The sequence below is a fragment of the Gordonia sp. YY1 genome (assembly GCF_009872315.1).
GTDB lineage: Bacteria > Actinomycetota > Actinomycetes > Mycobacteriales > Mycobacteriaceae > Gordonia > Gordonia amicalis.
The window spans coordinates 29845-54968 of the sequence record NZ_WXYI01000004.1 but is presented as its reverse complement, the minus strand read 5'-3'; the positions used below and the strand labels follow the sequence as shown (position 1 = coordinate 54968).

The following is a 25124-nucleotide window of genomic DNA, read 5'->3' as shown; positions in this document are numbered from 1 at the left end:
GCTTGTCGGAGCTGGCATCCTGGAGACAGCACCGCGTCGGACAGCCAGGAGTGAACAGTGACCGCAGTAGACCGCGTCGACGTCCTCATCATCGGAGCCGGGATCTCGGGGATCGGCGCCGCCCACTATCTGCGGTCCGAGCAGCCGTCGAAGACGTTCACCATCGTCGAAGCCCGCGGGGCCGCCGGCGGAACCTGGGACCTCTTCCGTTATCCCGGCATTCGCTCGGACTCGGACCTGCACACGTTCGGCTACGAGTTCAAGCCGTGGACAGACAAGCAGGCGATCGCCGACGCCCCGCGGATTCTCGACTACCTGCACGAGACGATCGAGGACAACGACCTGGCCGGCCACATCCGGTACCACCACAAGGTCGTGTCCGCCGCCTGGTCCTCGGACGAAGCACGGTGGCTGGTCGACATCGAACGGGCCGATACCAGTGAACGGACGCAGATCAGCGCGCGGTGGATCTTCTGCGGTTCCGGCTACTACGACTACGACGAGGGGTTCAGTCCCGACTTCGCCGGACAGGATCGGTTCCGCGGTCAGATCGTGCATCCGCAACACTGGCCGGAGGATCTCGACTACGCAGGCAAGCGAGTGGTGGTGATCGGAAGCGGCGCGACGGCCGTGACGCTACTCCCCGCGATGGCCGACGAAACCTCGCATGTGACGATGCTGCAGCGCACGCCCACCTATGTCATCCCGCTGCCCCGGGAGGACGCCCTCGCCAACGCTCTGAAGCGGATCTTCGGCGACGAGCGCGGATACGCACTGACCCGGCAGAAGAACGTCGCGCAGCAGCGAATCCTGTTCGAACTGTGCCAGCGGTTCCCGCAGGTCGCCCGGCGGATGATCCGGAAGATCAACGAGTCTCAGCTGCCGGACGACTTTCCGGTCGACGTGCACTTCAATCCGCCCTACGACCCGTGGGATCAGCGGCTGTGCGTGGTGCCCGATGCCGATCTCTTCCGCACCATCCGGGCGGGCAAGGCCTCGATCGTCACCGATCGGATCGCATCCTTCACCGAAACCGGCATCCTCCTGGAGAGCGGTGCCGAACTCGAGGCCGACATCATCGTCACCGCAACAGGTCTCAACATCAAGATCATCGGCGGTATCGAGCTCACCGTCGACGGAGAGTCCGTCTCACTGCCGGACACCGTCGTGTACCGCGGGATCATGCTGTCCGGGGTGCCGAACTTCGCGCTGGCGATCGGCTACACCAATGCGTCCTGGACACTGAAGATCGGGTTGCTCTGCCAGTACTTCTGTAAGCTGCTCGGCTACATGGACTCTCACGGCCACGACGCGGTGTGGGCGGTCGCCGACCCGGACATGCCCACTCGTCCGCTGCTCGACTTCGGCGCCGGCTACGTCCAGCGTGCTCTCGACACCCTGCCGAAACAGGGACCACGCGCACCGTGGGTGATGTCGATGAGCTATTACACCGACCGTCGTCTGTTCAAAGGCGATGTCGCCGACGAGAACCTACGGTTTGCCCGGGCGCGGCAGACCGAGGTGCTCGCGTAGCGTCATGCCTTCGTAGCCCTCTCGGAACAGGCCACGGCGGCGCAGGATCGGTACCACGGTCTCGGCGAACACGTCGAACCCACCGGGGAGAAATGGCGGCATGACGTTGAAGCCGTCGGCCGCGCGGTTGTGGAACCAGTCCGTCATCGTGTCCGCGACTTGCTCGGGGGTACCGGCGACGACGCGGTGACCGCGGGCACCGGCGAGCTTGTGCAGCAACTGCCGAAGTGTCGGCTTCTCGCGACGGACGATGTCGGCGTACACCTGCGTTCGCGACTTCTTGTTGTTCGTGACGTCGCCCGCGTCGCCGAACGCCTCGATCGGTACGGGCGCGTCGAGGTCCAGATCGTCGAGGTCGACGTAGGCGAAGTCCTTGAGCTGCATGAGACCGAAAGCGGGAATCGTCAGTTCGTTGAACTCCCGCTCGAGTCGGCGAGCCTCCTCCTCGGTGCCACCGATGAACGGGCTGAGTCCCGGCAGGATCTTGATGTGGTCGGGGTTTCGGCCGAGATCGAAGGCTCTGCTCTTGACGTCCCGGTAAAAGGCCTGCGCATCCTCGATGCGTTGCTGAGCAGTGAAGATCGCCTCGGCATGTCGCGCCGCGAACACGCGGCCATGGTCGGACGAACCCGCCTGTACCAGGACGGGGTGTCCTTGCGGCGGACGCGGCGTGGTGAGCGCGCCGGCGACTTTCAGATGGGGGCCGGCGATGTTCGGATGATGGATGCGGCTCGGGTCCACGTACCATCCGGCCGCTCGGTCGAGCACGACCGCATCGTCGTCCCATGAGTCCCACAGCGCTTCGACCGCCTCGACGAAGGCTTCCGCGCGTTCATACCGCAGCGCGGCGTCCGGATTCCCGTTCAACCCGAAATTCCGTGCGGCGTCGGGGGAGTCGGTGGTGACGATGTTCCACGCGGCACGGCCGCGAGACAGATGGTCGAGTGTCGAGAGGGCTCGGGCGAGCTGCCACGGGTAGGAGTAGGTGGTGGAGGCCGTCGCGATGAGACCGATGCGTTCGGTCCCGCCGGCGACGGTCGCCAGCGTCAGCAGCGGGTCGAGGCGGCCGGCCGCGTTGAACTCGATGTTGGCGTCGAGTTTCGGTATGTCGGCAAGGAACACCGCGTCGAGTGTCGCCGCCTCCGCTGCCCGGGCCAGACCCAGGTAGAAGTCGGGCTCGAACATCCGCTCGGGCGTCGAGGCCGGATGGCGCCAGGCCGCCTCATGATGTCCCGACGAGAGGATGAAGAGATTGAGGTTCATCTGGCGACGATCGGCCATGGCTGACGCGGTGTTCCTTGTCGTGTGGGTGCTGCGGTGAGTGTTGGCGGTTGCGATCAGAAGTACGTGTTGTCGGGGAGGGTGACGTCGTTGACGACGAGCTCGCCGATGGCACGATTCTTGAACCGAGTCGGATTGTGCGACGCCACGGTCCGGATGTTGCGCCAATGCCGGTCGAGGTTCGCCGACCGCTTCACCGCCGACGCCCCACCGACGTCGAACAGCAGGGCGGCCGCCCGCAGCGCCAGATCGTCGACGACAACCTGTACCTGAGACGCGCGCAGGGCGGCCTCGTGCACGACGCCGTCATCGGTCACGCCGTCGACCACCGTTGCGGGAATCCGGCCCAGGACGTCGGCGGCGTCGAGCACCAGCGACTCCGTGGCGTAGGCGAGGGAGTGGATCTCGCCGACCACCTCGAGCAGCACCGGATCCTCTCGCGGTAGGTCGGCCGAGCCATGGGTGAAGCTGCGTCGTCGACCACGGATGAGTTCAACGGCGTCGTCGGCGACGGCGAGAGCGTTGCCGGCGACGACGGCGTTCAGGTAATGCTGATAGAACGGTCCGAGATGCCAGCGCGGGATCGTGCTGAGGTCCTCCGGCGGGAGAGCGACCTCGTCGGCTTCGACGCGAACGCCCTGGAAACGGGTTGTGCCCGTTCCGGTGAGGGCCTGACCAAATCCGTCCCAGTCGTCCTCGACGGTGATGCCCGCACGGCTCAGCGACAGCAACGCCTGGACCGGGACGCCCTCGGAGGTCACACCCGTGACGAAAGTGTGTTCGGCGTACAGGGTTCCGGTGGAGTAGTACTTCACGCCGTCCAGTCGGTAGCCGTCACCGTCGGGCGTGAACGTCGTCGACTTGGCGAAATCACCGGCGTGCTTGTTGCCGAGTTCGTTGTTGCCGTTGCCGATCAGTTCACCGGCCGCGACCCGCTCCAACCACAGACGGCGCCGGGGCGACTCCGGCCACAGCAGGATGTCCTCGACCGTCCCGAAATGGGCACGCAGCAGGTGGCCCAGATTGAAGTCGGCCTTGCTCAGCCGGATGACGAGGTCGAACAACTCGCGGACGGTCGCACCGCCGCCGCCGTCGGCGACCGGCAGCCGATACGCACCGATCCTCGCCTCTTTCAGCCACGCAACCTGCTCATAAGGGGCGGTGTCGGTGCGTTCGCGCTCGAAGCTGCCTGCGGCGATGCGCTCGAGAAGTGCGTCGAGTTCGGCGGATCCGGGGCGTACCGCGTCGGCCGTCGTCGTGGCGTCGGTGACGGTCATTTCGCTCCCTCGACACGCGCGAGCAGGTCGACGACGCCGTCGGCGATGGCCTGGGGCTGTTCCTCCTGGACGAAGTGGACACCAGCACCCGCGGCGCGAACCTCGAGCGCGGCGATGTTCTCGGCGGCCCAGGACAGGATCTCCGGGGTCAGCAGGAAGCCCGGCTCGAAGGTCAGCAGCAGCTTCGGAACGTCATTGCTGGTCTTCAGCCAGTCGACGCTGCGCTCCAGGAAGTCGACGCTCGAGGCGGGGGTGCCGTCGATGGGCAGGTTGCGCGGGAACTTGATGAGGTGGCCGCGCGACTCGGGGGTCGGGAACGGCGCCAGGTAGACGTCGAGGTCCTCCTGTGCCGGCGGGGTGAGGAAGGCACCGGGTAGCACCTGGGTCAGGAACAGGTTGTCCTCGACGACGAACTTCTCACCGTCGCCGGGCGTCCGGATCAGCTGCTGCGCCTGGACGAACGGTTCGGGCAGGTCCGCTGACGCGATGTCACGGATGACCGGCTCGGCCAGGAGGACGGCCTTGACGCGGCCGGAATGTCGTGCAGCCCAGGAGACTCCGAAGGCGGCGCCGTAGTCCTGCACGACGAGGGTCACATCGCGCAGATCGAGGGCATCGAACCAGGCGTCGAGGTACCGGATGTGGTCGTCGAGTTCGTAGGCGATGTCAGGACGTCCGGAGTCCCCGAATCCGATGAGATCCGGAACGATCAGTCGCCCGCGTCCGGTGAGACGTGTGAACACGTGACGCCAGAGGTATGAGCTGGTGGGGCTGCCGTGCAGGAAGACGATGGGGTTCCCATCGCCGTGCTCGATGTGGTGGATGTGGGAGTCGAGCACCTCGGTGTCGACGCTGCGGGCGTCGGGACCGAAGGCGTCGCGCGGGATGGCGTGGGAGGTCAGTGTCATCGGTATTCCTCTGGACGAACTGGATGGATTTCCAATAGGCCAGAAACTCTACGCATTTCTCACATCCACGAAGGCTGCTGTGAGACAGCAGAACTCTGGACATGCGACCCATACATCCGCCGCACAGAGGACCACGCTGCGTCCGTCCGGACGCCCAGACCGTATGCGAGCAGCGGTGATGCTCCCGGGGAAACGGTCACGGTCCGGCAAGCGACCGGCCGCTCCGGGCGATCGACCCGCCGTGCAAGTCAAAGAATCAGTCGGACTTCAACTCCGGAGCCGGGTTCCGCCGGCCGAGACGATGAGCGATGAGAGCCGCGCCGAAGCCGTGGAGTAGGACACTCGCCAGGACCGTGACCGTCATCGCGTAGAGGGTCTGGTCGGCGACCAGACCGTCGAATTCGTTGAATGCGAGTTGACCGAACACGATCGACGCGGTGCCACGCGGGCCGAGAACGCCGACCAGTAATCGATCGCGACGACCGAGGTCGGTCCGCAGGAGCGCCAGGTACACGGGAACGATCCGCAGGACCGTCAGCGCAGCGATCCCCAGAACGACCAGCTGCCAGACGAATCCGAGCTCGAAGACCAGGACGGCTGCGCAACCGAACACAAACCACATCGTGAGTGCGGCGAGGCCACTGACGTCGTCGGCCAGGCGCAGCTGCTCGTCACCGGGCCCGTCCGCGCGGGCTGCCTTGTAGGCGATACCGCAGATGAACGCCGCCACGAAGCCGTTGCCGCCGAGCTGCACCGAACATCCGTAGGCGAGTATCGGGATGAGGACGAGACTGATCCTGATCGACTGTTCCGTGGCGAGCCCGCGACGCGCCGAGATGTTCGTCAGTCGAGCCGCGACGAATCCGATGACACTGCCCGCCAGCGCGGCCCACAGGGCCGAGGGCACTGCCTGTTCCAGGGCGTCGGCAGGCGAGGAGGCGTGTTTGTGGTCGCCGGCGAGCGTGAGCGCGAAGATGAAGACCGGCGCGATGATCCCGTCGTTGTAGCCGCTTTCGATGTTCAACAGGTGACGCACCCTGGAGGGGATTCGCTGGTCGCGTACCAGCGATGAGACGGGCGTCAGGTCCATCGGGATAACGACACAGGCGATGGCCAGTGCCACACCCACCGACATGGTCGGAAGCAGTGCGAGGCCGAGGAGCGTGGCCGCCGCGATCGACAGTGGCATAGCAATCAGCAACAGGCGGAACGACGTTCGGCGTTCGCCGGCGAAGTAGCCGCCCCGGACCTCGATCGCGTCGACGAACAACAGCAACGCCAGGATCAGCTCGACCGCCGGTTCGGCATCGTCGGTGTCGAGTGCATAGCCGATCGGGTTGCTGGTGGTCAGTCCGATGACCATGCCGGTGATCACCATCAGCAACGCACCCGAGATCCTGACCCGGGACAACCCGCCCGCCACAAACGACCATCCGACGATCACCAGAATGGCGATCAAAGCGGAGGTCATCGACATCGCCCTCGTACCAACACCGACGAATCGTATCCCGACCGCTCTCGGCCATCACGCTCGCGCGGGTCGGTCAGTGACAAGTGCGCACCGAACCACACGATCGAGACGTGACGCACGACAGGCCGTGAAATGCTCTGGAAACCCCCGGACGTGGATAGTCTGGCGCACATGGATTTCGAGGACGTCTTCACCGCCGTCGCCGTCGCCTTCGAGGCGCTCGGCGCGTTGGCGATGATCGTGGGGTTTGTGATCGCCATCGTCCTCGGCGCACGATCGCTCTCCCGCAAGGAGGGCGGCGGCGAGGCCTTCTCGGTGCTACGAACCACACTGGGGTCCGCGATCCTCCTCGGTCTCGAGATCCTGGTCGCCGCGGATCTCATCCGGACGATCACCTCGAAGCCGTCCATCGAGGACGCCGTGATCCTCGGCATCATCGTGGTCATCCGGACGGTGTTGTCGATGTCCATCCAGATCGAGATCGAGGGCACGCTGCCGTGGCGGCGTGCGGTGCTCACCAACGGGGGGCAACTCATGCGCGAGGCGATGGCGCGCGATGCTGCCGCGGCCAGGTCTGCCCGTTCGCAGGCCGAGGAGTAGCCGACCGGTGGAGTGCGGTTGCCTATGCAAACCGTCATAGCGTAGCGTTCGCCGGGTATACCGATCGTCATAATTGCGTCAGGGAGCTTCCCCGTGCCCACACTCGCCGAACTCGTTTCCCGTTTCGATCCGACCTGCGACTTCGTCGTGCCCGTCGAATGGACGCAGGGTCGTACCGCCTACGGAGGCTTGACGGCCGCACTGTCCGTGCACGCAGCGCAGCTGACCGAGGGGGGCCCGCTCCCGCCGCTAAAGTCGGCCCAGTTCCTGCTCAGCGCTCCGGTTGTCGACGCCGCGACGATCACCGCCCGTCGTCTTCGCGAGGGCCGCTCGGCCACGAGTGTCGCGGTGGAGACCGTCAGCGGGGGACAGGTGGCCGCCCACGCGTCGCTGATCTTCGCCGCCCCGCGGCCCAGCGCGATCGCCCACGATTTCGTCGTGATACCCGAGGTTCCGGGCCCGGACGACTGTCAGGCATTCTCGGAGGCGTCCTCGCTCCGGCCGGCGTTCGTGGACAACTTCGACATCCGCAAGGCGGGCGGCGCCGGCCCCATGTCCAACGACGGGCCGCCGCGATTCCTCGCCTGGGTCCGCCACCGTGGCGCCGAGGGGGTCGATCCGGCGACCGCGCTCGTCGCCCTGGCTGACGCGCTGCCGCCCGCGACAACCGCGGTGTTCACCGACTGGGCACCCATCAGCACCATGAGCTGGACATTGCACATCTGCACCGACGAGGTGCCCAAGCCAACGGAGTGGTTGTTACTCGAATCGTCGAGCACGTTCACCCGTGACGGCTACTCGCACCAGTCGATGACGCTCTGGGACAGCGCATCCCGGCCGATCATCCAGGCCTCACAGACGGTCGCGGTGTTCGCCTGACCCGTCAGCCACCGCGGGAGTTCCGCAATTCGCGCCCCTTCTCGATGTACTCCTGGTGGATCTTCTCGTTCTTGTCCGAGACAGTGGTGTCGCGGGGCGGAAGTTGCAGGCGCTCTTCGGCTGCCATGCCCGCCTGGAGCTGTCGACCCCGCTCGAGTTCGGCGTCGAACTCGGCGCCGAACAGCAGGGCCAGATTCGTCAGCCACAACCACAGCAGGAACACGATGACGCCCGCCAGTGCTCCGTAGGTCTTGTTGTAGCTGCCGAAGTTCGACACGTAGAGAGCGAACGCCGCCGACGCCACGATCCAGGTGACGATCGCGAGGACCGCGCCCGCGCTGATCCAGCGGAACTTCGGTTGCTTCACATTCGGTGTGGCCCAATACAAGACCGCGACGATCACCACGACGAACAACAACACCACCGGCCAGCGGACGATGTTCCACACCGTGAGCGCGGTGCTGCCGAAACCGATGGCGTCACCGATGGACCGCGCGATCGGCCCGCTGACGGCAAGCATCAGCGCCACCGCCGCAGCCAGGACGAGGGCCAGGAGCGTCACCAACAGCATGGCGGGCCGCAGTTTCCAGATCGGCCGGCCTTCGTCGACCTCGTACATGCGGTTCATCGCCCGTCCGAACGCACCGACGTACCCCGACGCCGACCACAGGGCGCCGGCGAGACCGAGCACGAGCGCGAGACCGGCACTCGGTGCGGCCACCAGTTGCTCGACGGGCGCGCGGAGGGTGTCCACCGCGTCCGAGGGCCCGAGGTCTTCGACCATCGTCAGCACCGCGTCGACGGTCTTCTCGCCCTGCCCGAAGACACCGAGCAGAGACACCATGGCGAGGAGCGCGGGGAACAACGACAGCACCGAGTAGTAGGTGAGTGCGGCGGCGAGGTCGGTGCACTGATCGCGGGAGAACTCGCGAGCCGTCTTGCGCAGGACGAACATCAGTGACGGTTTCGTCAGGTCGGTGGGCGACTCCGGTTTGCGAGGATCGTCGGGATCGGCACGCTCCGGGTCGTCGCGGACATCGACGTCCCGGTCCGGTTCCTTGGTCTGCTCATCCTTGCTCATACCCCGGTGTAGCCGCGGGGTTCGCGGACCAAACCCTTCATGCCGCGACCAGCGAGGATTGGCGAGGTGGTCGGCGCGCTCAGCCGGCCGAAGCGACCTCACGAGACCGTAACCAGTCGTGGGAAGATCTGCCGCCCACGACGGACTGACCTCAGGCCCGGGCAGCGACCCGACTCACCTCGTCGACGACGCCCTGCAGATCCCCCTGGATGATCCTGGTCAGTGCAGCCGGCGTTTCGTCCTTGAAGCCCGCCAGGACAACGGGTTCCCCAAAGGTCACGCGTGGACGTACACGGTCGCCGTGGTCCGGGTAGGCGATCCCGGCGGACACCAGCGAGACGTCGACCCCGGCCTTCAGCGCCCGATAGGCGATGTGACCGATGCCGGTGCCGAGTTTCTGCAGACGGGTGACGTCGCCCTCGTTGCAGGTCCCCTCCGGGAAGACCGCGATGCTGTCACCGCGGACCATTCGCTCGACGCAGACGCCGAACATCTGCCGACCGGCCTCAGCTGCCGCCCGGACGCCATGGTCCTTCGGACGGAACACCGGGATACCGCCCAGGGTGTCGATCTTTCGTCGCTGCTCCGGATCCTCGAAGAGTTCGTCTTTCGCCAACACGCGCAGGTGGCCGATCCGGAGTCGAATGGGGGAGCGGAACCCCGCGGCCGCCAGCACCAGCGGATCGCGCTCGGAGACATGGTTGGCGGCGATCAGTAACGGCTTGCCGCTCCGGACCGCACGAACCAGACGATCGCGGGACGTGAAGCGCACCACGGGCCGAATCCTGGCGGCGAGCACCCCGTACATCAGCCTCGCTCGTACGCGGTCCTGCTGGTGATCCAGGTAGTGCGCGTATACGGCTTCAGACTGGGCGAGCTCTACATCCACGTAAGTTACGGTACCGTAGGTTAGCGGCTTCGCCTAACGAACGACGAAAGTCACCCGCGGTCTCGAGCACGAGAAACCGCAGGTGACACGTCCATGAGGCGTCCGGATGGTGATCAGTCCGGCACCACGACGGCCCGCCCGCGGAGCTCATTCGCCGCCAACCGCCGGTAGGCCTCGAGGCCGTCGTCGAGTGAGAACTTCTCGACCGCCACCTCGAGAACACCGTCCCGCGCCAGATCGAGCACCTCGATCAGCTCATCGCGCGCACCCCAGTACGGTGCGCGCACCGACACCTCATAGGGCTGGGTGAAGAAGCCGACCTTCGCCGCCGCGACACCGTCGCCGATACCGACGATCACCACGTCGCCCATGGTGCCGACGACGCCCATCGCGATGTCGATCGTGGGCTGCAGACCGACGAAGTCGAAGACGGCGGTCGCACCCTCGCCGCCGGTGATCTTGCGGACATTGGCGACGGCGTCGGCGTCACTGAGCACCACCTCGTGGGCGCCGACCTCTCGCGCGAAGGCCAGCTTCTCGTCGTTCACGTCGAGCACGATCACCCGTGAGGGGGTCAGGTGACGAAGCAGTTGGATGCCGACGTGTCCGAGGCCGCCGGCGCCGATGACCACCGCAGTCGTGCCGCCCACCAGCTTCGGAAGGCTCGGTTTGATCGCGTGATACGGCGTGAGTCCGGCGTCGGTGAGCGGTACCGCGGCCACCGGGTCCAGATCGCCGAGGGGAACCAGGTGCCGCCGGTTGTCGACGAGCAGGTACTCGGCCATCGCACCAGGGTTGCCGAGCCCCGGTGGTGCGATACCGAGTTCGCCCGCCCGGCTGCAGTAGTTCTCCAGACCCCGCGAGCAGAAGTGGCAGACGCCGCAGCCCCAGGGCCCGTAGACCGCGACCGATGTGCCTTCGGAGACACCCGTGACGCCGCTGCCGACTTCGGCCACCACGCCCGCGCCCTCGTGACCGAGCGTCATGGGCAGGGGATAGGCGAAACCTTCTTCGGGCAGATTGAGCACGAAGTCGTCCGAATGGCACGCGCCGGCGGCCGTCACCTTCAGCAACACCTGGCCCGGACCCGGCACCGGCTTGTCCACTTCCCGCAATTGCGGGGGCTGACCTGGTTTGACGATCTGAATGGCCTTCATGCGCATACCTTTCGATCCGGGAGAGAGTGACCCGACCTCCGGTCTACTCGGCCAGACGCAACGGCATGTATCTTCCGGCGAACTCAACATGAACTTCTCGACCTGGCGTCGTCGGGTTCACCATCGTCGGGTTCACCATCTGCGGGACGGATTCCGCGCCGCGCAACGGACACACTGCCGGGCCGCGGGAAGAACCTCGAGCCGCTCGGGGTCGATCACCGTGCCGCAGGTCTCACAGCGTCCATACGATCCGCGACCGACACGTTCGAGCGCAGCGTCGATCTCGTCCAGACGAACCCGTGACCGCTCGAGCTGGGCCACCAGCTGGCCTCGCTCGACGGCGAGCGTCGTCCCTTCGGGATCGTGCTCGTCGTCGGAGGCAGCGTCCGCCGTCGCCTCGATGACGGCGGCCAACCGCGCGGACATCGATTCGATGAGCGCCGTCGTTCGGGCGCGTTCGATGATCAGCGATGTCTCCGATTCGGTCGGGTCGGGTCTGTTCACCGTGACCGACCCCAGGCATCACGCATGCACGTCACGTAGACCGACCGCACCGCGCAGACCGGAGCAATTGATGCATCCCACACAACCGATGCAATCGGTGCACCGGATACAACCGACACACCCGACGCAACCGCGGCACAGCAGGCTCGCCACGATGCCGAGGCTTCCGGCGATCCCGAAACTGAGTGCTGTACCCATACTTCCGGCGACGACCGCACTGGCGGCCGTCACCGCCGAACCCGCGACGATCGCACTCGCGACGGTCCCGGCCGAGGAGCTGACGCCTACGCTGGAGGCCGTACCTGCCGAATTGGCGACAGCAGCGCTGGCGACAGTGCCCGCCGAGTTCGCCACCGCAATGCTCGACACCGTCCCGATGGAGCGGGCCACCGCCGTCGAATTCCGCGTCGCCGGCGAGTCGCCGACGCTGGTCTGATCCCTCGTGAGCGTCCACATGACGTCCATGGTCGCGCAACCGGCAGACACGTGAGCCCGTTTCGGCCCGTCGGAGTGTTCCCCGGAACACTCCTGGACGCTCAGGTCCCGCAGAACGTCTGGAACGACGAGTTGAACTCCTCGGGGGCGGGCGACGTGTACTTCACCCATTCGACGCGGCGCTCGAACGGGTTGGTCACGACGTCGAGCAGTTCCGCGAACAACGCGAGGTCACCGTCGTTCGCGGCCTGCAACGCCTCGTCGACCAGATGATTGCGCGGGATGTAGAGCGGGTTCACGCGGTCCATCGCATCAGCGGTGGCCGCCTCGTCGCGACCGTGTCGGGCCAGGGCTTCGCGCCAGCGCGCGAGCCACGGCGTCGAGGCTTCTCGCGGAAGAAGGATGTCGAGCGGGGTGCTTCGTCCACGGAGTTCCTCCGCAAGCGCCCGGAAGGCACCTGTCCAGTCGGCCCGATGGGCTGCCAGCAGCGTCAGGAGGTCGTCGATCACCTCGTGCTCGACGAAGGTGTCGGCCAGGCCCAGCTTTGCCGACAAACCGTCGTAGAGATGGCGCTCGTAGTGCGCGTCAAAGGTCGACAGCGTTGCCGTCGCGACGGCGATCGCATCGTCCGGCGTCGGACTGATCAGCGTGAGGAGCGTTTCAGCGAAACGTGCGAGGTTCCACTTCAGGACGGCGGGCTGGTTCCCGAAGGCGTAGCGTCCACCGTGGTCGATCGAACTGAACACGGCCGCGGGATCGAAGGCGTCGATGAACGCGCACGGGCCGTAGTCGATGGTCTCCCCGGAGATGGTGGTGTTGTCGGTGTTCATCACACCGTGCACGAACCCGACCAGCATCCACTGGGCGACGAGCGCGGCCTGCCGCTCGACCACACCCTCCAGCAACTTCGTGTAGCGGTTCCCGCCGCCGGTTGTGGGCAATTCGGCGAGGTCGGGATAGTGGCGCGCGACTGCATAATCGGCGAGCGGCTGCAGAACACTCCCGTTCCGCGCTGCGAACTCGAAGGTCCCCACGCGCAGGTGGCTCGCCGCGACCCGGGCGAGTACCGCTCCGGGCTCGACGCCGTTGCGATGAATCCCGCGGCCCGTTGCCACCACCGCCAGCGATCGCGTGGTGGGTACGCCGAGTGCATGCATCGCTTCGCTGACCAGGTACTCGCGAAGCATCGGCCCGACCACCGCGAAACCGTCCCCGCCGCGCGAGAACGGCGTCGGCCCCGAGCCTTTCAACTGCAGGTCGACGCGACGGCCCTCGACGTCCACGAGCTCGCCGAGCAGGAGGGCGCGTCCGTCTCCCAGCAGCGGTGCATATCCACCGAACTGATGACCGCTGTACGCCGTCGCCACCGGCTTGACGTCGGCGGGCGAGGCCGCGCCGGAGAGGATCGCTATCCCGTCTTCTGTACGCAGGGAATCGACGTCGAGACCCAACGAGGCCGCGAGCCGGTCGTTGACGACGAGGAGGCGCGGATCGGGGACGTCGGCGCCTCGCCATTCGACGGTGAGAGGCGTCAGTTCGTCGGCGAAAGTGCTCTCGAAGCCGGTGATCGCGTCGGATGTGCGTGCAGGGGAGTCGGTGGCAGCCACTCTTCGAGCGTAACCACTTCGTCGTATCGCCTGGTCACGTCGGCGTCCGGGACGACCTCAGCGTGTGATCACGTTCAGCAGCGACTTCGTCGTCATGCGGTAGAGCCCACCGAACATTCCGTTTCGCGCGAGGGCGGCACGCGCGGCGTTGGCTCCCGGGGCCCCATGAACAGCTCCGCCGGGATGGGCCGACGAGCCGGCGAGAAACAGCCGGTCGATGGGTGTGTCGGCCCGTCCCAGTCCCGGCGTGGGCCGGAAGATCAGCTGTTGATGGATCGCGGTGGTGCCCTGATTGATCGCGCCGCCCACCAGACTCGGATCGTGCTGTTCCAGGTCGACGGGAGTCTGAACGGCGCGCCCGACGACGCGGGAGGTGAACCCCGGAGCATGGCGCGCGATCACGGTTTCGATCCGGTCGGCGAAGCGCTGAGCACGTTCGGCCGTCCATCGGAGGTCTCTGGGGACGTGCGTGTAAGCCCACACGTTCTCGGTTCCCCGGGGAGAACGTGCCGGATCGGCAGTACTCATCTGTCCCAACAGGATGAATGGATCGTCCGGAAGGACTCCGTTGCGCAACTGCGTGTAGTACGTGGCCATTCCATTGATGTCGCAGCCCAGGTGGACGGTTCCCGCGCCGGAGGCGGCCGAGTTCGACCACGGGACGGGACCCGACAGCGCCCAGTCGACCTTCACGGTTCCGTCGTCCCACTGGAACCGCTTCAGATCGTCCGCCATGCGTGACGGGAGATGTTCCTCGCCGATCAGACGGCGATACAGCGTCGGCGCCGGCACATCGGCGAGCACAGCACGCGTTGCCCGCACCTGTTCGCCCTCGGCATCACGCACCCCGACCGCGCGACGCTCCCGCAGGATGACGCCGGTGACCGGTCGGTTGCACTCCACGACTCCTCCGCGGTCGGCCAACCGCGCGACCAGTGCGTCGGTGATCCGGCCGGCACCGCCCTCCGCCACGGGATAGCCCACGGTTTGTCCCAGCATCGTGAGCAACCACCCATACAGGGCACTCCCCGTGACGTCGGGTCCGAGGACGCTGTGAACCGCATTTCCGGCGAGCAGCAATCGAGCTCCATCCCCACTGAACGTCTCCTCCCCGAATCTCCGGACGGGCAACAGGAATCGCCGGATCAGCCGCACCGCCTCGGCCGTGTCGACCGCGCACATCAACGACGTGGCACCGCGGACCGGTGGAAAGGGATGGAGCAGTGAGTCGAGCAACTGCCGCCCGATTCGTTTCCACAGAACGACTTCATCGCGCCAGTTCTGTGCATCGATGGCGGCGAATCGTCCTACGGAGGCAGCTGTACGTTCGACATCTCGAGAGAGCAGCACCGCCTCGTCGTCGGGCAGTATGTGCGCCAGCACATCCGGTGCATGTCGCCAACGTAGTCCGTAGCCCGACAGGCCCAGGCCCTCGACGACCGGTGATGCAATTGCCATGGGGTAGAAGGCACTACAGAGGTCGGTCGGGAACCCGGGCGCGGTGAGTTCGGCGGTTCGCACCGCACCGCCCGGTTCCGCGGTGGCCTCGAGGACGAGCACACTCCAACCCGCATCGGCCAGAAGATTGGCGGCGACGAGCCCGTTGTGTCCGGCTCCGATCACCACCGCGTCGACTGTTCGCATTCCTCCTCAACTCCTGTGCGCCGCGGAAGACGAACTCGCCGATGTTCCCGATCGAGCGCCACGGGCGAGAGCGGCGGCCAGGACTTGGGCGGTGTGCCACGGCGAGACATCCGGCTCGAGGTCTCGGATCTGGGTTCGGCAGCTGAATCCGTCCGCCACCACCAGGGTTTCCGCGCCGGCGTCGCGGATCGCCGGGAGAAGTTTGTCCTCGGCACAGGCGACGGAGACGTCGTAGTGCCCCTGCTCGAACCCGAAATTGCCTGCCAGGCCACAACATCCGGCGTCCAACACCTCGGTGTCCACGCCCGCGGTCTCGAGTGCAGCGCAGTCGGCGGTGTACTTCAACACCGCGTGTTGGTGACAGTGCGGCTGCAGCAGCGCCGAGGCATGAAGATCGGGAGGGGCCCAATCAGGAGCTCTGCCTCGTAGGCGTTCACCGAGTGTCACCGTTTGCTCGGCGCAACGGTGTGCGTCCTCGTCGCCGTACAACAGTTGTGGCAGATCAGCGCGGAACACCGCGGCACAACTCGGCTCGAGTACCACGATCGGCGTACCGGAACGCAGTGCCGGTCCGAGGATGTCCAGTGTCCGGCGCAAGACCCGCTTGGCGGTCGGCAACTGCCCCGTGGAGATCCACGTGAGTCCACAACATGCGAACCGGTCGGGGAGGTGCACTTCGAAGCCGGCGTCTTCGAGGACGGCGACGGCGTCCCGACCGATCTGCGGATCGAAGTTCTCGGTGAAGGTGTCGGGCCAGAGCACGACGCGTCCTCGCGTTGCGCCCCCTGTGGGGCCATCACGGAGTGCGAACCAAGCGCTGAAGCGCTGGTCGGCGAACCGCGGCAATGCGCGTTGCGGGTCGATCCCCCCGGCGGATTTCAGTAGTCGCGACAGGACCGGGGCGTGCGCAACGGAGTTGACGAACCGGGGCGCGGCGCTTGCCATACGCGCCCACACCGGGATCCATCCCATCGAATAATGCGTCCGAGGTCGTGGACGACGTGCATAGAAATGGGAGAGGAACTCGGCCTTGTACGTGGCCATGTCGACATCGACGGGACAGTCGCTCCGGCACCCCTTGCAGGCCAGGCACAAGTCAAGTGCGTCTTTGACTTCCGACGATCTCCACCCGTCGGTGATCACGTCTCCTTCGAGCATCTCGAACAGTAGTCGCGCGCGCCCACGCGTGGAATGTTCCTCTTCTCCGGTGGCACGATAGCTCGGACACATGACCCCGGACTCGTGCCCGCGGCATTTGCCGACTCCGACGCAGCGAGCAGCGGCGTGCGCGAAGCGGTGACTGTCGTCGGGGTAGGAGAAGTGCGTGATCGTTTCAGCAGGTCGGTAGTCGGCGCCCTGTCGCAGATTCTCGTCCAAACGGTTGGGGTGAACGATCTTGCCCGGGTTCATCCTGTTTCCGGGGTCGAACAGTGCCTTGAGTTCCTCGAACGCACGGATCAGGTCTGCGCCGAACATCAGGGGGAGAAGTTCACCCCGAGACTGGCCGTCGCCGTGTTCACCGGACAATGATCCGCCGTAGTCGACGACGAGGTGCGCACTCTCTTCCGCGAACGCGCGGTACTTTGCGATACCGTCCGTCGAGCGCAGATCGAAGGGAATCCGGGTGTGCACGCACCCCTGGCCGAAATGCCCGTACAGCGAGGCGCTTCCGAATCCATACCGGTCGAGCAGACCGCGGAAGTCGCGCAGGTAGTCTCCGAGCCGGTCCGGCGGTACGGCAGCGTCCTCCCAGCCTTCGTGGGTCTCCGGTTCACCGGGCGGGTAGGCGGTGGCACCCAAGCCGGCCTCGCGTGCAGCCCAGATCTGCTTCTTGTGTGTCGCATCATCGAAGATCGCGCCGTGCGCACCGGTGCGTGGACACACGTCTTCGATCAGATCCTTCGCCTTGGCGTCGGCATCGGCGCGGTCGTCACCGTTCATCTGGACCATCAACCAGGCGTTGCCTTCTGGCAGTTGTCGAAGGGCGTCCTCGGCGAGTCGCCGGCTGTGTTCGAGTTGGGCGAGGCGGTGGTCGATGCCTTCCAACGCGGCCGGTCCATGGGAGACGACGAGCGGGACCGCATCGGCGGCCGTGGTGATGTCGTCGAAGCCGAGGAGCACGAGCGCAGAAGCCGCCGGGCGTCGAACCAGCTTCAGTTCTGCACCGAGCACGGTGACCAGGGTGCTCTCACTGCCGACGAGCAGCTGGGCGACGTCGAAGTTCTTCTCGGGCAGCAACGAATCGAGGTTGTAGCCGGAGACACGACGGGGGATGTCCGGGTAGCGTTCGCGGATCTGGTCGGCGTGGTCATCGCGTAGCCGCCGGAGGCCCCGATAGATCTGAGACTTTCGGTCTCCGACCCGGACGATCCTCTCGTAGTCCGTGTCGGGGGTGGCCTGGACCCACATCCGCGTGCCGTCATAGGTGAGCACGTCGAGGCCGAGAACGGAATCGACGGTCTTGCCGTATGCCTGGGCAGTCGAGCCGCACGAGTTGTTACCGATCATTCCGCCGATCGCGCAGCTGACATGAGTGGACGGTTTCGGGCCGAACATCCACCCGGTCTTCTCGAGGGCATTGTTGAGCACATCCAGAGCGATACCGGGTTCGACTGTGACAGTGCCTTTCTCCTCGTTGACGGCATGGATGCGCGTGCAGTACTTGCTCCAGTCGAGCACGACGGCGGTGTTGCAGCACTGACCGGCGAGACTCGTTCCGCCACCGCGGGAGAGCACGGGCACGTCGAAGTCCCGGCACACGGTCACCGCGTCGGCGGCGGCCTCGGGCGTTCTGGGCACGACCACCCCGATCGGCACCTGCCGATAGTTGGACGCATCCGTGGAGTATGCGGCGCGGGACCCGGCGTCGAACCTGACCTCGCCATCGACCCGATCCCGGAGGGCGTCGGCCAGATCGTCGAACAAGAGCGGAGTTCGCGGAGTCGCTCCGGAAGCGTGGTTCTCGGTCACGGGTTTGTCCTCACTATGTGACATCGTCCGGCGTTCTCACCGGACCCGAAAAGGTTCGAGGTCTGCGAACTTGGGTGTCAGGCCATGTCCAGGGGCGTCGTCACTCGGCGTCAGGTAGCCACCGGTCGGGTCGAGCGTGCCGTCGAAGAACGCCGTCTCGATCCGGACATGATCGTGAAACCACTCGAGGTGACGCAGGTTGGGAACTGCGGTGGCGACGTGGACGTGCAGGTGCGGAGCGCAATGGGCGGAGAGATCGAGACCGAAGGTCGCCGCCATCGCGGCCACCCGCAGCCAGTCGGTGATCCCTCCGCACCGGGTGACGTCTGCCTGCAGACAGTCCACGGCACCGGCGCCACACATCTGCCGGAAATACGCAGGCGCATAACCATATTCACCGGCGGCTACATCGGCGTCGACCGCCTCGCGGATCTGATGCAGTCCGTCGAGATCGTCGGAGGACACCGGCTCCTCCAGCCAGCGTACGTCCGCGTCGGCGGCGGCCTGCATCATCCGGATCGCCTGTTTGCGGGTGTATCCGCCGTTGGCGTCGACGAACAGTTCCGCCGCATCGCCGACGACTTCGCGCGCCTGACGGATGCGTCGGAGGTCCCGCTCGGGCTCGGTGCCCCAGCTCTCGGCGATCTTGATCTTCACCCGTGGGATGCGCTGGTCGTGTACCCAGTGTTCGAGCTGTTCGTCGAGTTGGGTGTGGTCGTAGGTGGTGAAGCCTCCGCTGCCGTAGATCGGGACGCGCTCGTGCACCGATCCGAGCAGGCGATGCAGCGGAAGCGAGAGCAGGCGTGCTTTCAGGTCCCACAGGGCCACGTCGACCGCTGACAGTGCACATCCCGCGATTCCCGGGCGGCCCGCATTGCGCAGCGCACGAATCATCTTCTCGTGGACACCGATTACATCGGCTCCCGATCGCCCGACGATCAGCGGGGCCAGTAGATCCGCGATGACGGGCACGCATGCCGCGGGCGCATAAGTCCATCCCACCCCGACCCCGTCGTCCGTATGTGCCTGCACGAGAACGAGTGTCGTACTATCCCACGAAAGCGTCCCGTCCGCTTCGGGCGCGTCGGTGGGAATCGTGTATGCGGCTGCATCGAGTTCGACGACGGTCATCGACGGCTCCGGCTCTGGTGTCATCCGTTCCTGTGGGGCAAGAATTCCTGAGCCTTGGTTCTGATCCCTTCCTTGATGAATCCCCACCGGTCCTCGTCGCCGCCGAGCACCGCAGCGGTCGCCGATGTGAACTGCTCCCACGTGGCGTGCGGTGGGATGGGAGGCATGTTCGGATCGGTGTGGACATCGAGAACGGTGGGACGCGGTGCGGACAGCGCCGCGTCCCAGGCGCCATCGACGTCGTCCGGGTCGCTCACCGTGATCGCGTGAAGACCGAGCGACGAGGCGAAGCCGGCGTAGTCGACATCCGGCAGGTCCTGGGACTCGGTGAACTTCGGGGACCCGGACATCGCGCGCATCTCCCACGTCACCTGGTTGAGATCGTTGTTGTGCAGAATCGCGACGATCAACCGGGGATCGCGCCAGTCCTCCCAGTACCGTTTGATGGTGATCAGCTCCGCCATGCCGTTCATCTGCATCGCGCCGTCACCGACGAATGCGATCACCGGCCGGTCCGGGTGGGCGAACTTGGCGCCGATCGCGTATGGGACACCGGGCCCCATGGTCGCCAGGGTGCCTGACAGCGAACCCCGCATGCGTCCTCGGAACCGAAGCTGACGCGCATACCAGTTGGCCGACGATCCGGAGTCCGCGGTGACGATGACATCGTCTGGCATCCGGGGCGACAATGCGGCGAACAGCCGCAGCGGGTTGACGGGGTCGGCCGGTACAGCGGCCTCCATCTCCATGGTCTCCCACCACCGGGCGACATCGGATTCGATCTTCGCCTGCCAGGCCCTGTCCTCCTTGCGCTGCAGGTGGGGGATGAGCGCTTCGAGAGCTGTACGAGCATCGGCGACGATGTTGACCTCGTTGGGATAACGCATACCCACGAAGCGGCCGTCGACGTCGATCTGCACGCCGCGGGCCTGATCGAGGTCGGGCAGGAATTGCGTGTAGGGGAAACTCGAGCCGATCGTAAGAAGCGTGTCGCAGTCACGCATCATCTCGTAACTCGGTCGCGTGCCCAGCAGTCCGATCGATCCGGTGACCCAGGGTAGTTCATCGGACAGAACATCCTTGCCCAGAAGCGCTTTCGCGGCACCGGCGCCGAGGAGATCGGCGACCTGTTCCACCTCCGCAGCGGCGCCGCGTGCACCGTTACCGACCAGGAGTGCGACCTTTTCGCCCGCGTTGAGTACCGCGGCGGCTCGTGCGATCGCCTCGTCGTCCGGCGCCACTTTCGGTCGATCGAAGCCCAGACTGGACGGGACCATCTTGAACTCATGTGTCGGTGGCGAGTACTCGAGCTCCTGCACGTCGGCCGGGATGATCAACGCCGTGGGTACCCGCTGGGTGAGTGCGACCCGTATCGCGCGGTCGAGCACGTTGGGCAGCTGCTCGGGAACGGTGACCATCTGTACGTAGTCGCTCGCCACGTCCTTGTAGAGACTCAGCAGATCGATCTCCTGCTGATAGGCGCCACCCATCGCAGAGCGGTTGGTCTGTCCCACGATCGCGACCACGGGGACGTGATCGAGTTTGGCGTCGTAGAGGCCGTTGAGCAGATGGACTGCCCCCGGGCCCGACGTCGCCATACACACACCGAGACGGTCGGTGAACTTGGCGTAGCCGACCGCTTCGAACGCACTCATCTCCTCATGGCGAGACTGAACGAACTGCGGGCGGTTTCCAGCTCGTCCCCAGGCCGCGAGCATGCCGTTGATGCCGTCGCCCGCGTAGGCGAAGACGTGTTCGACGTTCCATTCCCGGAGTCGTTCGAGCAGGAAGTCTGCGACGTTCTTGTCTGCCATCGGTATTTCTCCTCGAAATCACGTGCAGTGTGGTTTCTCCTCGAGTCCATGTGCAGTGCCCATGGTCGTCCACGGAGGCGGAACAATCAACCATGAGCAACCATTGCATTCGATCAATCATTGCGAGTAGCAAGGTAGAGAGGGCGAGACGCCATCCGACACAGTCGTTCCTGGGAGTTCCGAGAGGGAGAACGTGGTCCACGCAATGAGAACGGCCAGCTCAGATGCGGACGTTGCCCCTCATGTGCTCCGCGAGTATGCCTTGGTCGCGGACGGTGAACGAGGAGCGCTGATCGGTCCGCGCGGTGATCTCGCGTGGATGTGCGCACCGCTATGGGGTTCCGAACCCGTTTTCTCCACGCTGCTCGGCGGGCCCGGGATCTACGTCGTCGCACCCGACACGCCCCGGTTCGTGTGGGGCGGTTATTACGAGGACGGGTCGTTGATCTGGCGGAGCCGCTGGGTCGACACGGGGATCGTCGAATGCCGCGAGGCTCTCGCGATGCCTGCCGACCGGCACACGGCAGTGATCCTGCGCCGGATCGTCGCGCTCGACGGACCTGCACCGCTGCGCGTACTCCTCCGAGCGCAACCGGACGAGGGCCGAAGGTCGAGTCCATCGCGCGGCCCCGACGACTCCTGGCACATGCGGGCGGGGCCTCTTCATCTGCGCTGGAGCGGGGCCACGACCGCGGTTCGGTCCCGGTCCGGAATGGAGATGCATCTCGACGTACCTCAGGGACATACCCACGATCTGGTCCTGGAGATCTCCGACCGTCCGCTGGTCGACATCCCGCCGACACCGGATGAACTCTGGGACCGGACCGAACACGCGTGGGCCGGTGCCGTCGCGCCGATCCAAGGCACCCTTGCCGACCGGGACGCACGACACGCGACAGCCGTTCTCACCGGGTTGACAAGCAGCAGTGGGGGAATGGTGGCTGCCGCGACCACCTCGTTACCCGAGAGGGCCGAGCAAGGGCGGAATTACGACTACCGCTACTGCTGGATTCGTGACCAGTGCTATGCGGGTCAGGCGGCGGCCCTGTACGACACGCATCCACTTCTCGACGCATCGGTTCGCTTCGTCGGCGATCGGTTGCTCGCCGACGGCTCGAAGCTGAAGCCCGCGTACACCACGGATGGCGGCGACGTTCCCTCGCAGAGCACAGCCGAGCTTCCGGGCTACCCCGGCGGAAGCGTGGTCGTCGGCAACTGGGTCAACCATCAGTTCCAACTGGACACCTTCGGAGAGGCGTTGTTGTTGTTCGCAGCGGCAGCTCGCCACGACGGCCTCGAATCCTCATCCTGGCGCGCGGTGGAAACCGCCGCCGCTGCCATCGAAGCCCGCTGGCGAGAGCCCGACGCCGGAATCTGGGAGCTCGACACTCGCCGCTGGACACACTCGACCCTGACGTGCGCTGCCGGATTACGCGCCGTGGCCCCTTTCGCACCACACGCACAGTGCGACCGCTGGCTCGACCTCGCCGAAACCCTCGTCGATCACGCCCGTCACCGCTGCACTCATCCATCGGGGCGGTGGCAGCGCGCCCCCGACGACGACCGGGTCGATGCCGCTCTACTGCTGTCGGCGATCAGGGGAGCGATCCCGGCGACGGATCCGTTGAGCCGACGAACACTGGATGCGGTCCGCACCACGCTCAGCAGCGACGGCTATGTCTACCGATTTCGGCACGACGATCGCCCGCTCGCCGAAGCCGAAGGCGCCTTCCTGCTGTGCGGATTTCTCATGGCACTCGCTGATCATCAGCAGGGCAACACATTTCAAGCGGTTCGATGGTTCGAACGGAATCGTGCCGCGTGCGGCCCTCCGGCATTGTTCACCGAGGAATTCGACGTGATCGAACGACAGTTGCGCGGGAATCTACCCCAGGCATTCGTCCACGCGTTGCTACTCGAAACCGCGAGACGACTTGCCCAGCCCTGGGATTCGACAACCTGAGCGCCGCACGGAAAGGACATGCAATGTCATCACCACCCCACCGCCAGATCGTGGTCGTCACCGGCGCGAGCGCGGGCATCGGACGCGCAGTGGCGCGCGCATACGGACATCGTCGAGCAAAGGTCGCGTTGATCGCACGCGGAGAGGTCGGACTCGCAGCGGCCGCACGTGAGGTCGAGGATGCAGGTGGCGAGGCACTCGTCCTGCCCACCGACGTCGCCGACCCTGAGGCGGTCGAAGCCGCCGCTGCGGCAACCGTCGAGCGGTTCGGTCGCATCGACGTGTGGGTCAACGTGGCATTCACCTCGGTATTCGCACCGTTCACCGAGATCAGTCCGGCCGAGTACCGGCGCGTCACCGAGGTCAACTATCTCGGCTTCGTGTACGGCACCATGTCGGCGCTCAAACGGATGCTGCCCGCCGACCGCGGCACCATCGTGCACGTCGGCTCCGCTCTGGCCTATCGAGGTATCCCGCTCCAGAGCGCCTATTGCGGATCAAAACACGCCATCCAGGGATTCCATGAATCGGTCCGGTGCGAACTGTTGCACCGCCACAGCAACGTTCACGTGACCATGGTGCAGATGCCCGCGGTCAACACGCCGCAGTTCTCGTGGGTTCTCTCCCGCCTGCCCCGGCATGCACAACCCGTGCCGCCCATCTATCAACCCGAGGTGGCAGCGCGTGCGGTGCTCCATGCCGCGGATCACCCGAAACGCCGTGAATACTGGGTCGGTGCGAGCACCGCGGCAACTCTCGTCGGCAATGCGCTGGCACCCGGACTGCTCGATCGGTACCTGGCGCGTACCGGCTTCGACTCTCAGCAGACCTCGCGCCCCCGCGATCCCGACCAGCCGGCGAACCTCTGGGAGCCGGCGGACGGCCCGGACGGAAGCGACTTCGGCGCGCACGGGGTGTTCGACCGACGCGCCAAGAACTCGAGTGCTCAGACCGTCCTGTCTCGTCACCATGGGGTCGCGGGTGGCGCGGCCGCGGTCGCCTCGCTGACTGTTGCGTTACTGGCCAGGCGATCGCGCGCCCTCAGGTGATACCCGGTTACGCCGAAGGCTGCGTTCACGGGTGCAGCGGCCACACCAGGGTCAGGGAATCGTCAGTGGTCGGCTCTCCCGCCGCGACGGCGAAGGCATCGAACGCGACGGTCAGTTCGTCACGCTGCGTTGCACTCAGCTTCTTGAGCACCGCGGCGATGGCCTCACGTCGATGATCGGTGACGGTCTGCACGAGGTCGGCGCCGTCGGCGGTCACCGTCACCGCCAGTCTGCGTCGATCCTCAGGGGCATCACGCCGGTCCAGCAGGCCTGCCTTCATCAACCTGTCCACACTTCGACTGGCGCTGGAGGGATCGACGTCGAGTTCGTCGGCGATGACTGCGAGACTGAGCGGACCCCGGGTGGCGACCAATGTGAGGATCCGCAGCTGAGGAATGCTGACCCGATCCTCCACCTCCGCGACCGAGGCAGCGGCGATCCCGATCAGTGCACGAGAAGCCCACATCACCGCATCGACCTGCTTGTCGAACTTCTTGCGCGATCGGCGCCGAGGTGGGGCAGACGTGGAGTCCATCGAGCCATCTTCTGTCATTCCATGCTGTTGATCAAGCATTGCACGCTGCATGAATAGATGGCGGTTGCCGATGTGACCGCTCAGGCCGCGACGGTGGCACCGCAGATGCCACACGCCTCGAATTGCCGACGACCCCAGCGCGCCACCGGGATGAAGAAGAGCGTGAATTGGCTGTACTCCCGCATCCTGGCCCATTGGGTGGTGTTGTGGCATCGCGGGCAGGTCCGCGTCTGTCCCGCACCGAGATGTTGTTGCCTGCGACCGAATCCGAAAAGGAAGAACACGTTGCCATCGTGCCAGAAGGAGGACGTGGCGACCGTTTCCACCACCACTGGTCCCGAACCGGCGGCTTCGCCGTTCAGAAGTTCCATGCCACAACTGCTTCCCGGAGACCAG

At 65.8% G+C, this 25124-nt stretch carries 21 protein-coding genes; 6 read left to right on the top strand and 15 right to left on the bottom strand.

Annotated features, from left to right (window positions below; translation table 11 throughout):
• Positions 1 to 57 precede the first annotated feature (57 nt).
• Positions 58 to 1533 (top strand): flavin-containing monooxygenase, encoded by a 1476-nt coding sequence (locus tag BPODLACK_RS07335; protein ID WP_024499261.1) that lies wholly within the window; start codon positions 58 to 60, stop codon positions 1531 to 1533.
• On the opposite strand, the gene BPODLACK_RS07330 is transcribed toward BPODLACK_RS07335, so the two are convergent.
• The 4 genes from BPODLACK_RS07330 to BPODLACK_RS07315 form a co-directional block, all read right to left on the bottom strand.
• Positions 1492 to 2814, bottom strand: coding sequence for an LLM class flavin-dependent oxidoreductase (locus BPODLACK_RS07330; protein WP_024499262.1), 1323 nt, complete (start codon positions 2812 to 2814; stop codon positions 1492 to 1494). The genes BPODLACK_RS07335 and BPODLACK_RS07330 overlap by 42 nt on opposite strands.
• 56 nt (positions 2815 to 2870) lie before the next feature.
• Positions 2871 to 4091: an oxidoreductase gene (locus tag BPODLACK_RS07325; RefSeq protein ID WP_159404995.1), complete on the bottom strand. Its 1221-nt coding sequence runs from the start codon at positions 4089 to 4091 to the stop codon at positions 2871 to 2873.
• On the bottom strand, positions 4088 to 4999 hold the full coding sequence (locus BPODLACK_RS07320) for a haloalkane dehalogenase (RefSeq protein WP_024499264.1): 912 nt from the start codon (positions 4997 to 4999) through the stop codon (positions 4088 to 4090). The genes BPODLACK_RS07325 and BPODLACK_RS07320 overlap by 4 nt, the downstream gene beginning before the upstream one ends.
• A gap of 256 nt (positions 5000 to 5255) precedes the next feature.
• Complete coding sequence (locus BPODLACK_RS07315; RefSeq protein ID WP_024499265.1) at positions 5256 to 6470, bottom strand: cation:proton antiporter; 1215 nt, start codon at positions 6468 to 6470, stop codon at positions 5256 to 5258.
• Positions 6471 to 6641: 171 nt separating this feature from the next.
• On the opposite strand from BPODLACK_RS07315, the gene BPODLACK_RS07310 reads away from it, so the two are divergent.
• Together BPODLACK_RS07310 and BPODLACK_RS07305 are read left to right on the top strand one after the other, a co-directional pair.
• Positions 6642 to 7070 (top strand): DUF1622 domain-containing protein, encoded by a 429-nt coding sequence (locus BPODLACK_RS07310; protein WP_024499266.1) that lies wholly within the window; start codon positions 6642 to 6644, stop codon positions 7068 to 7070.
• A 93-nt stretch (positions 7071 to 7163) separates the two neighbouring features.
• Positions 7164 to 7949 carry a thioesterase family protein gene (locus tag BPODLACK_RS07305; RefSeq protein ID WP_024499267.1) on the top strand — a complete coding sequence of 262 codons (786 nt, stop codon included), beginning with the start codon at positions 7164 to 7166 and terminating at the stop codon, positions 7947 to 7949.
• A gap of 4 nt (positions 7950 to 7953) precedes the next feature.
• On the opposite strand, the gene BPODLACK_RS07300 is transcribed toward BPODLACK_RS07305, so the two are convergent.
• From BPODLACK_RS07300 to BPODLACK_RS07285, 4 genes are all read right to left on the bottom strand, one after another.
• Entirely contained in the window at positions 7954 to 9030 is a 1077-nt protein-coding gene (locus BPODLACK_RS07300) for a YihY/virulence factor BrkB family protein (RefSeq protein ID WP_159404994.1), read from the bottom strand.
• Between the two features lie 151 nt (positions 9031 to 9181).
• Positions 9182 to 9919 carry a lysophospholipid acyltransferase family protein gene (locus BPODLACK_RS07295; RefSeq protein ID WP_159404993.1) on the bottom strand — a complete coding sequence of 246 codons (738 nt, stop codon included), beginning with the start codon at positions 9917 to 9919 and terminating at the stop codon, positions 9182 to 9184.
• Between the two features lie 113 nt (positions 9920 to 10032).
• The gene (locus BPODLACK_RS07290) at positions 10033 to 11076 is read right to left on the bottom strand and encodes an NAD(P)-dependent alcohol dehydrogenase (protein ID WP_024499270.1); all 1044 of its coding nucleotides are present in this window, start codon (positions 11074 to 11076) and stop codon (positions 10033 to 10035) included.
• 132 nt (positions 11077 to 11208) lie between these two features.
• Complete coding sequence (locus BPODLACK_RS07285; protein ID WP_006435605.1) at positions 11209 to 11580, bottom strand: TraR/DksA family transcriptional regulator; 372 nt, start codon at positions 11578 to 11580, stop codon at positions 11209 to 11211.
• A 154-nt stretch (positions 11581 to 11734) separates the two neighbouring features.
• Here BPODLACK_RS07285 and BPODLACK_RS23820 point away from each other — a divergent pair, with 154 nt between their 5' ends.
• Complete coding sequence (locus BPODLACK_RS23820; RefSeq protein ID WP_024499271.1) at positions 11735 to 12016, top strand: hypothetical protein; 282 nt, start codon at positions 11735 to 11737, stop codon at positions 12014 to 12016.
• 100 nt (positions 12017 to 12116) lie between these two features.
• On the opposite strand, the gene BPODLACK_RS07275 is transcribed toward BPODLACK_RS23820, so the two are convergent.
• Genes BPODLACK_RS07275 through BPODLACK_RS07255 form a run of 5 tightly spaced genes read right to left on the bottom strand, consistent with a single transcriptional unit; the run spans position 12117 to position 21181 of the window.
• Positions 12117 to 13622: a protein adenylyltransferase SelO gene (locus tag BPODLACK_RS07275; protein ID WP_024499272.1), complete on the bottom strand. Its 1506-nt coding sequence runs from the start codon at positions 13620 to 13622 to the stop codon at positions 12117 to 12119.
• A 57-nt stretch (positions 13623 to 13679) separates the two neighbouring features.
• Positions 13680 to 15266 carry a phytoene desaturase family protein gene (locus BPODLACK_RS07270; protein ID WP_024499273.1) on the bottom strand — a complete coding sequence of 529 codons (1587 nt, stop codon included), beginning with the start codon at positions 15264 to 15266 and terminating at the stop codon, positions 13680 to 13682.
• Between the two features lie 6 nt (positions 15267 to 15272).
• Complete coding sequence (locus BPODLACK_RS07265) at positions 15273 to 18260, bottom strand: FAD-binding and (Fe-S)-binding domain-containing protein (RefSeq protein ID WP_159404992.1); 2988 nt, start codon at positions 18258 to 18260, stop codon at positions 15273 to 15275.
• Positions 18261 to 18272: 12 nt separating this feature from the next.
• Positions 18273 to 19391: an enolase C-terminal domain-like protein gene (locus tag BPODLACK_RS07260; protein ID WP_159404991.1), complete on the bottom strand. Its 1119-nt coding sequence runs from the start codon at positions 19389 to 19391 to the stop codon at positions 18273 to 18275.
• Complete coding sequence (locus tag BPODLACK_RS07255) at positions 19388 to 21181, bottom strand: thiamine pyrophosphate-requiring protein (protein ID WP_159404990.1); 1794 nt, start codon at positions 21179 to 21181, stop codon at positions 19388 to 19390. The genes BPODLACK_RS07260 and BPODLACK_RS07255 overlap by 4 nt, the downstream gene beginning before the upstream one ends.
• Positions 21182 to 21386: 205 nt before the next feature.
• Here BPODLACK_RS07255 and BPODLACK_RS07250 point away from each other — a divergent pair, with 205 nt between their 5' ends.
• Entirely contained in the window at positions 21387 to 23144 is a 1758-nt protein-coding gene (locus BPODLACK_RS07250) for a glycoside hydrolase family 15 protein (RefSeq protein ID WP_024499277.1), read from the top strand.
• A 23-nt stretch (positions 23145 to 23167) separates the two neighbouring features.
• Complete coding sequence (locus BPODLACK_RS07245; protein ID WP_024499278.1) at positions 23168 to 24193, top strand: SDR family oxidoreductase; 1026 nt, start codon at positions 23168 to 23170, stop codon at positions 24191 to 24193.
• Between the two features lie 25 nt (positions 24194 to 24218).
• On the opposite strand, the gene BPODLACK_RS07240 is transcribed toward BPODLACK_RS07245, so the two are convergent.
• Complete coding sequence (locus BPODLACK_RS07240; RefSeq protein WP_024499279.1) at positions 24219 to 24728, bottom strand: MarR family winged helix-turn-helix transcriptional regulator; 510 nt, start codon at positions 24726 to 24728, stop codon at positions 24219 to 24221.
• A gap of 80 nt (positions 24729 to 24808) precedes the next feature.
• Positions 24809 to 25012, bottom strand: coding sequence for a zinc-ribbon domain-containing protein (locus tag BPODLACK_RS07235; RefSeq protein WP_024499280.1), 204 nt, complete (start codon positions 25010 to 25012; stop codon positions 24809 to 24811).
• Positions 25013 to 25124: the final 112 nt, after the last annotated feature.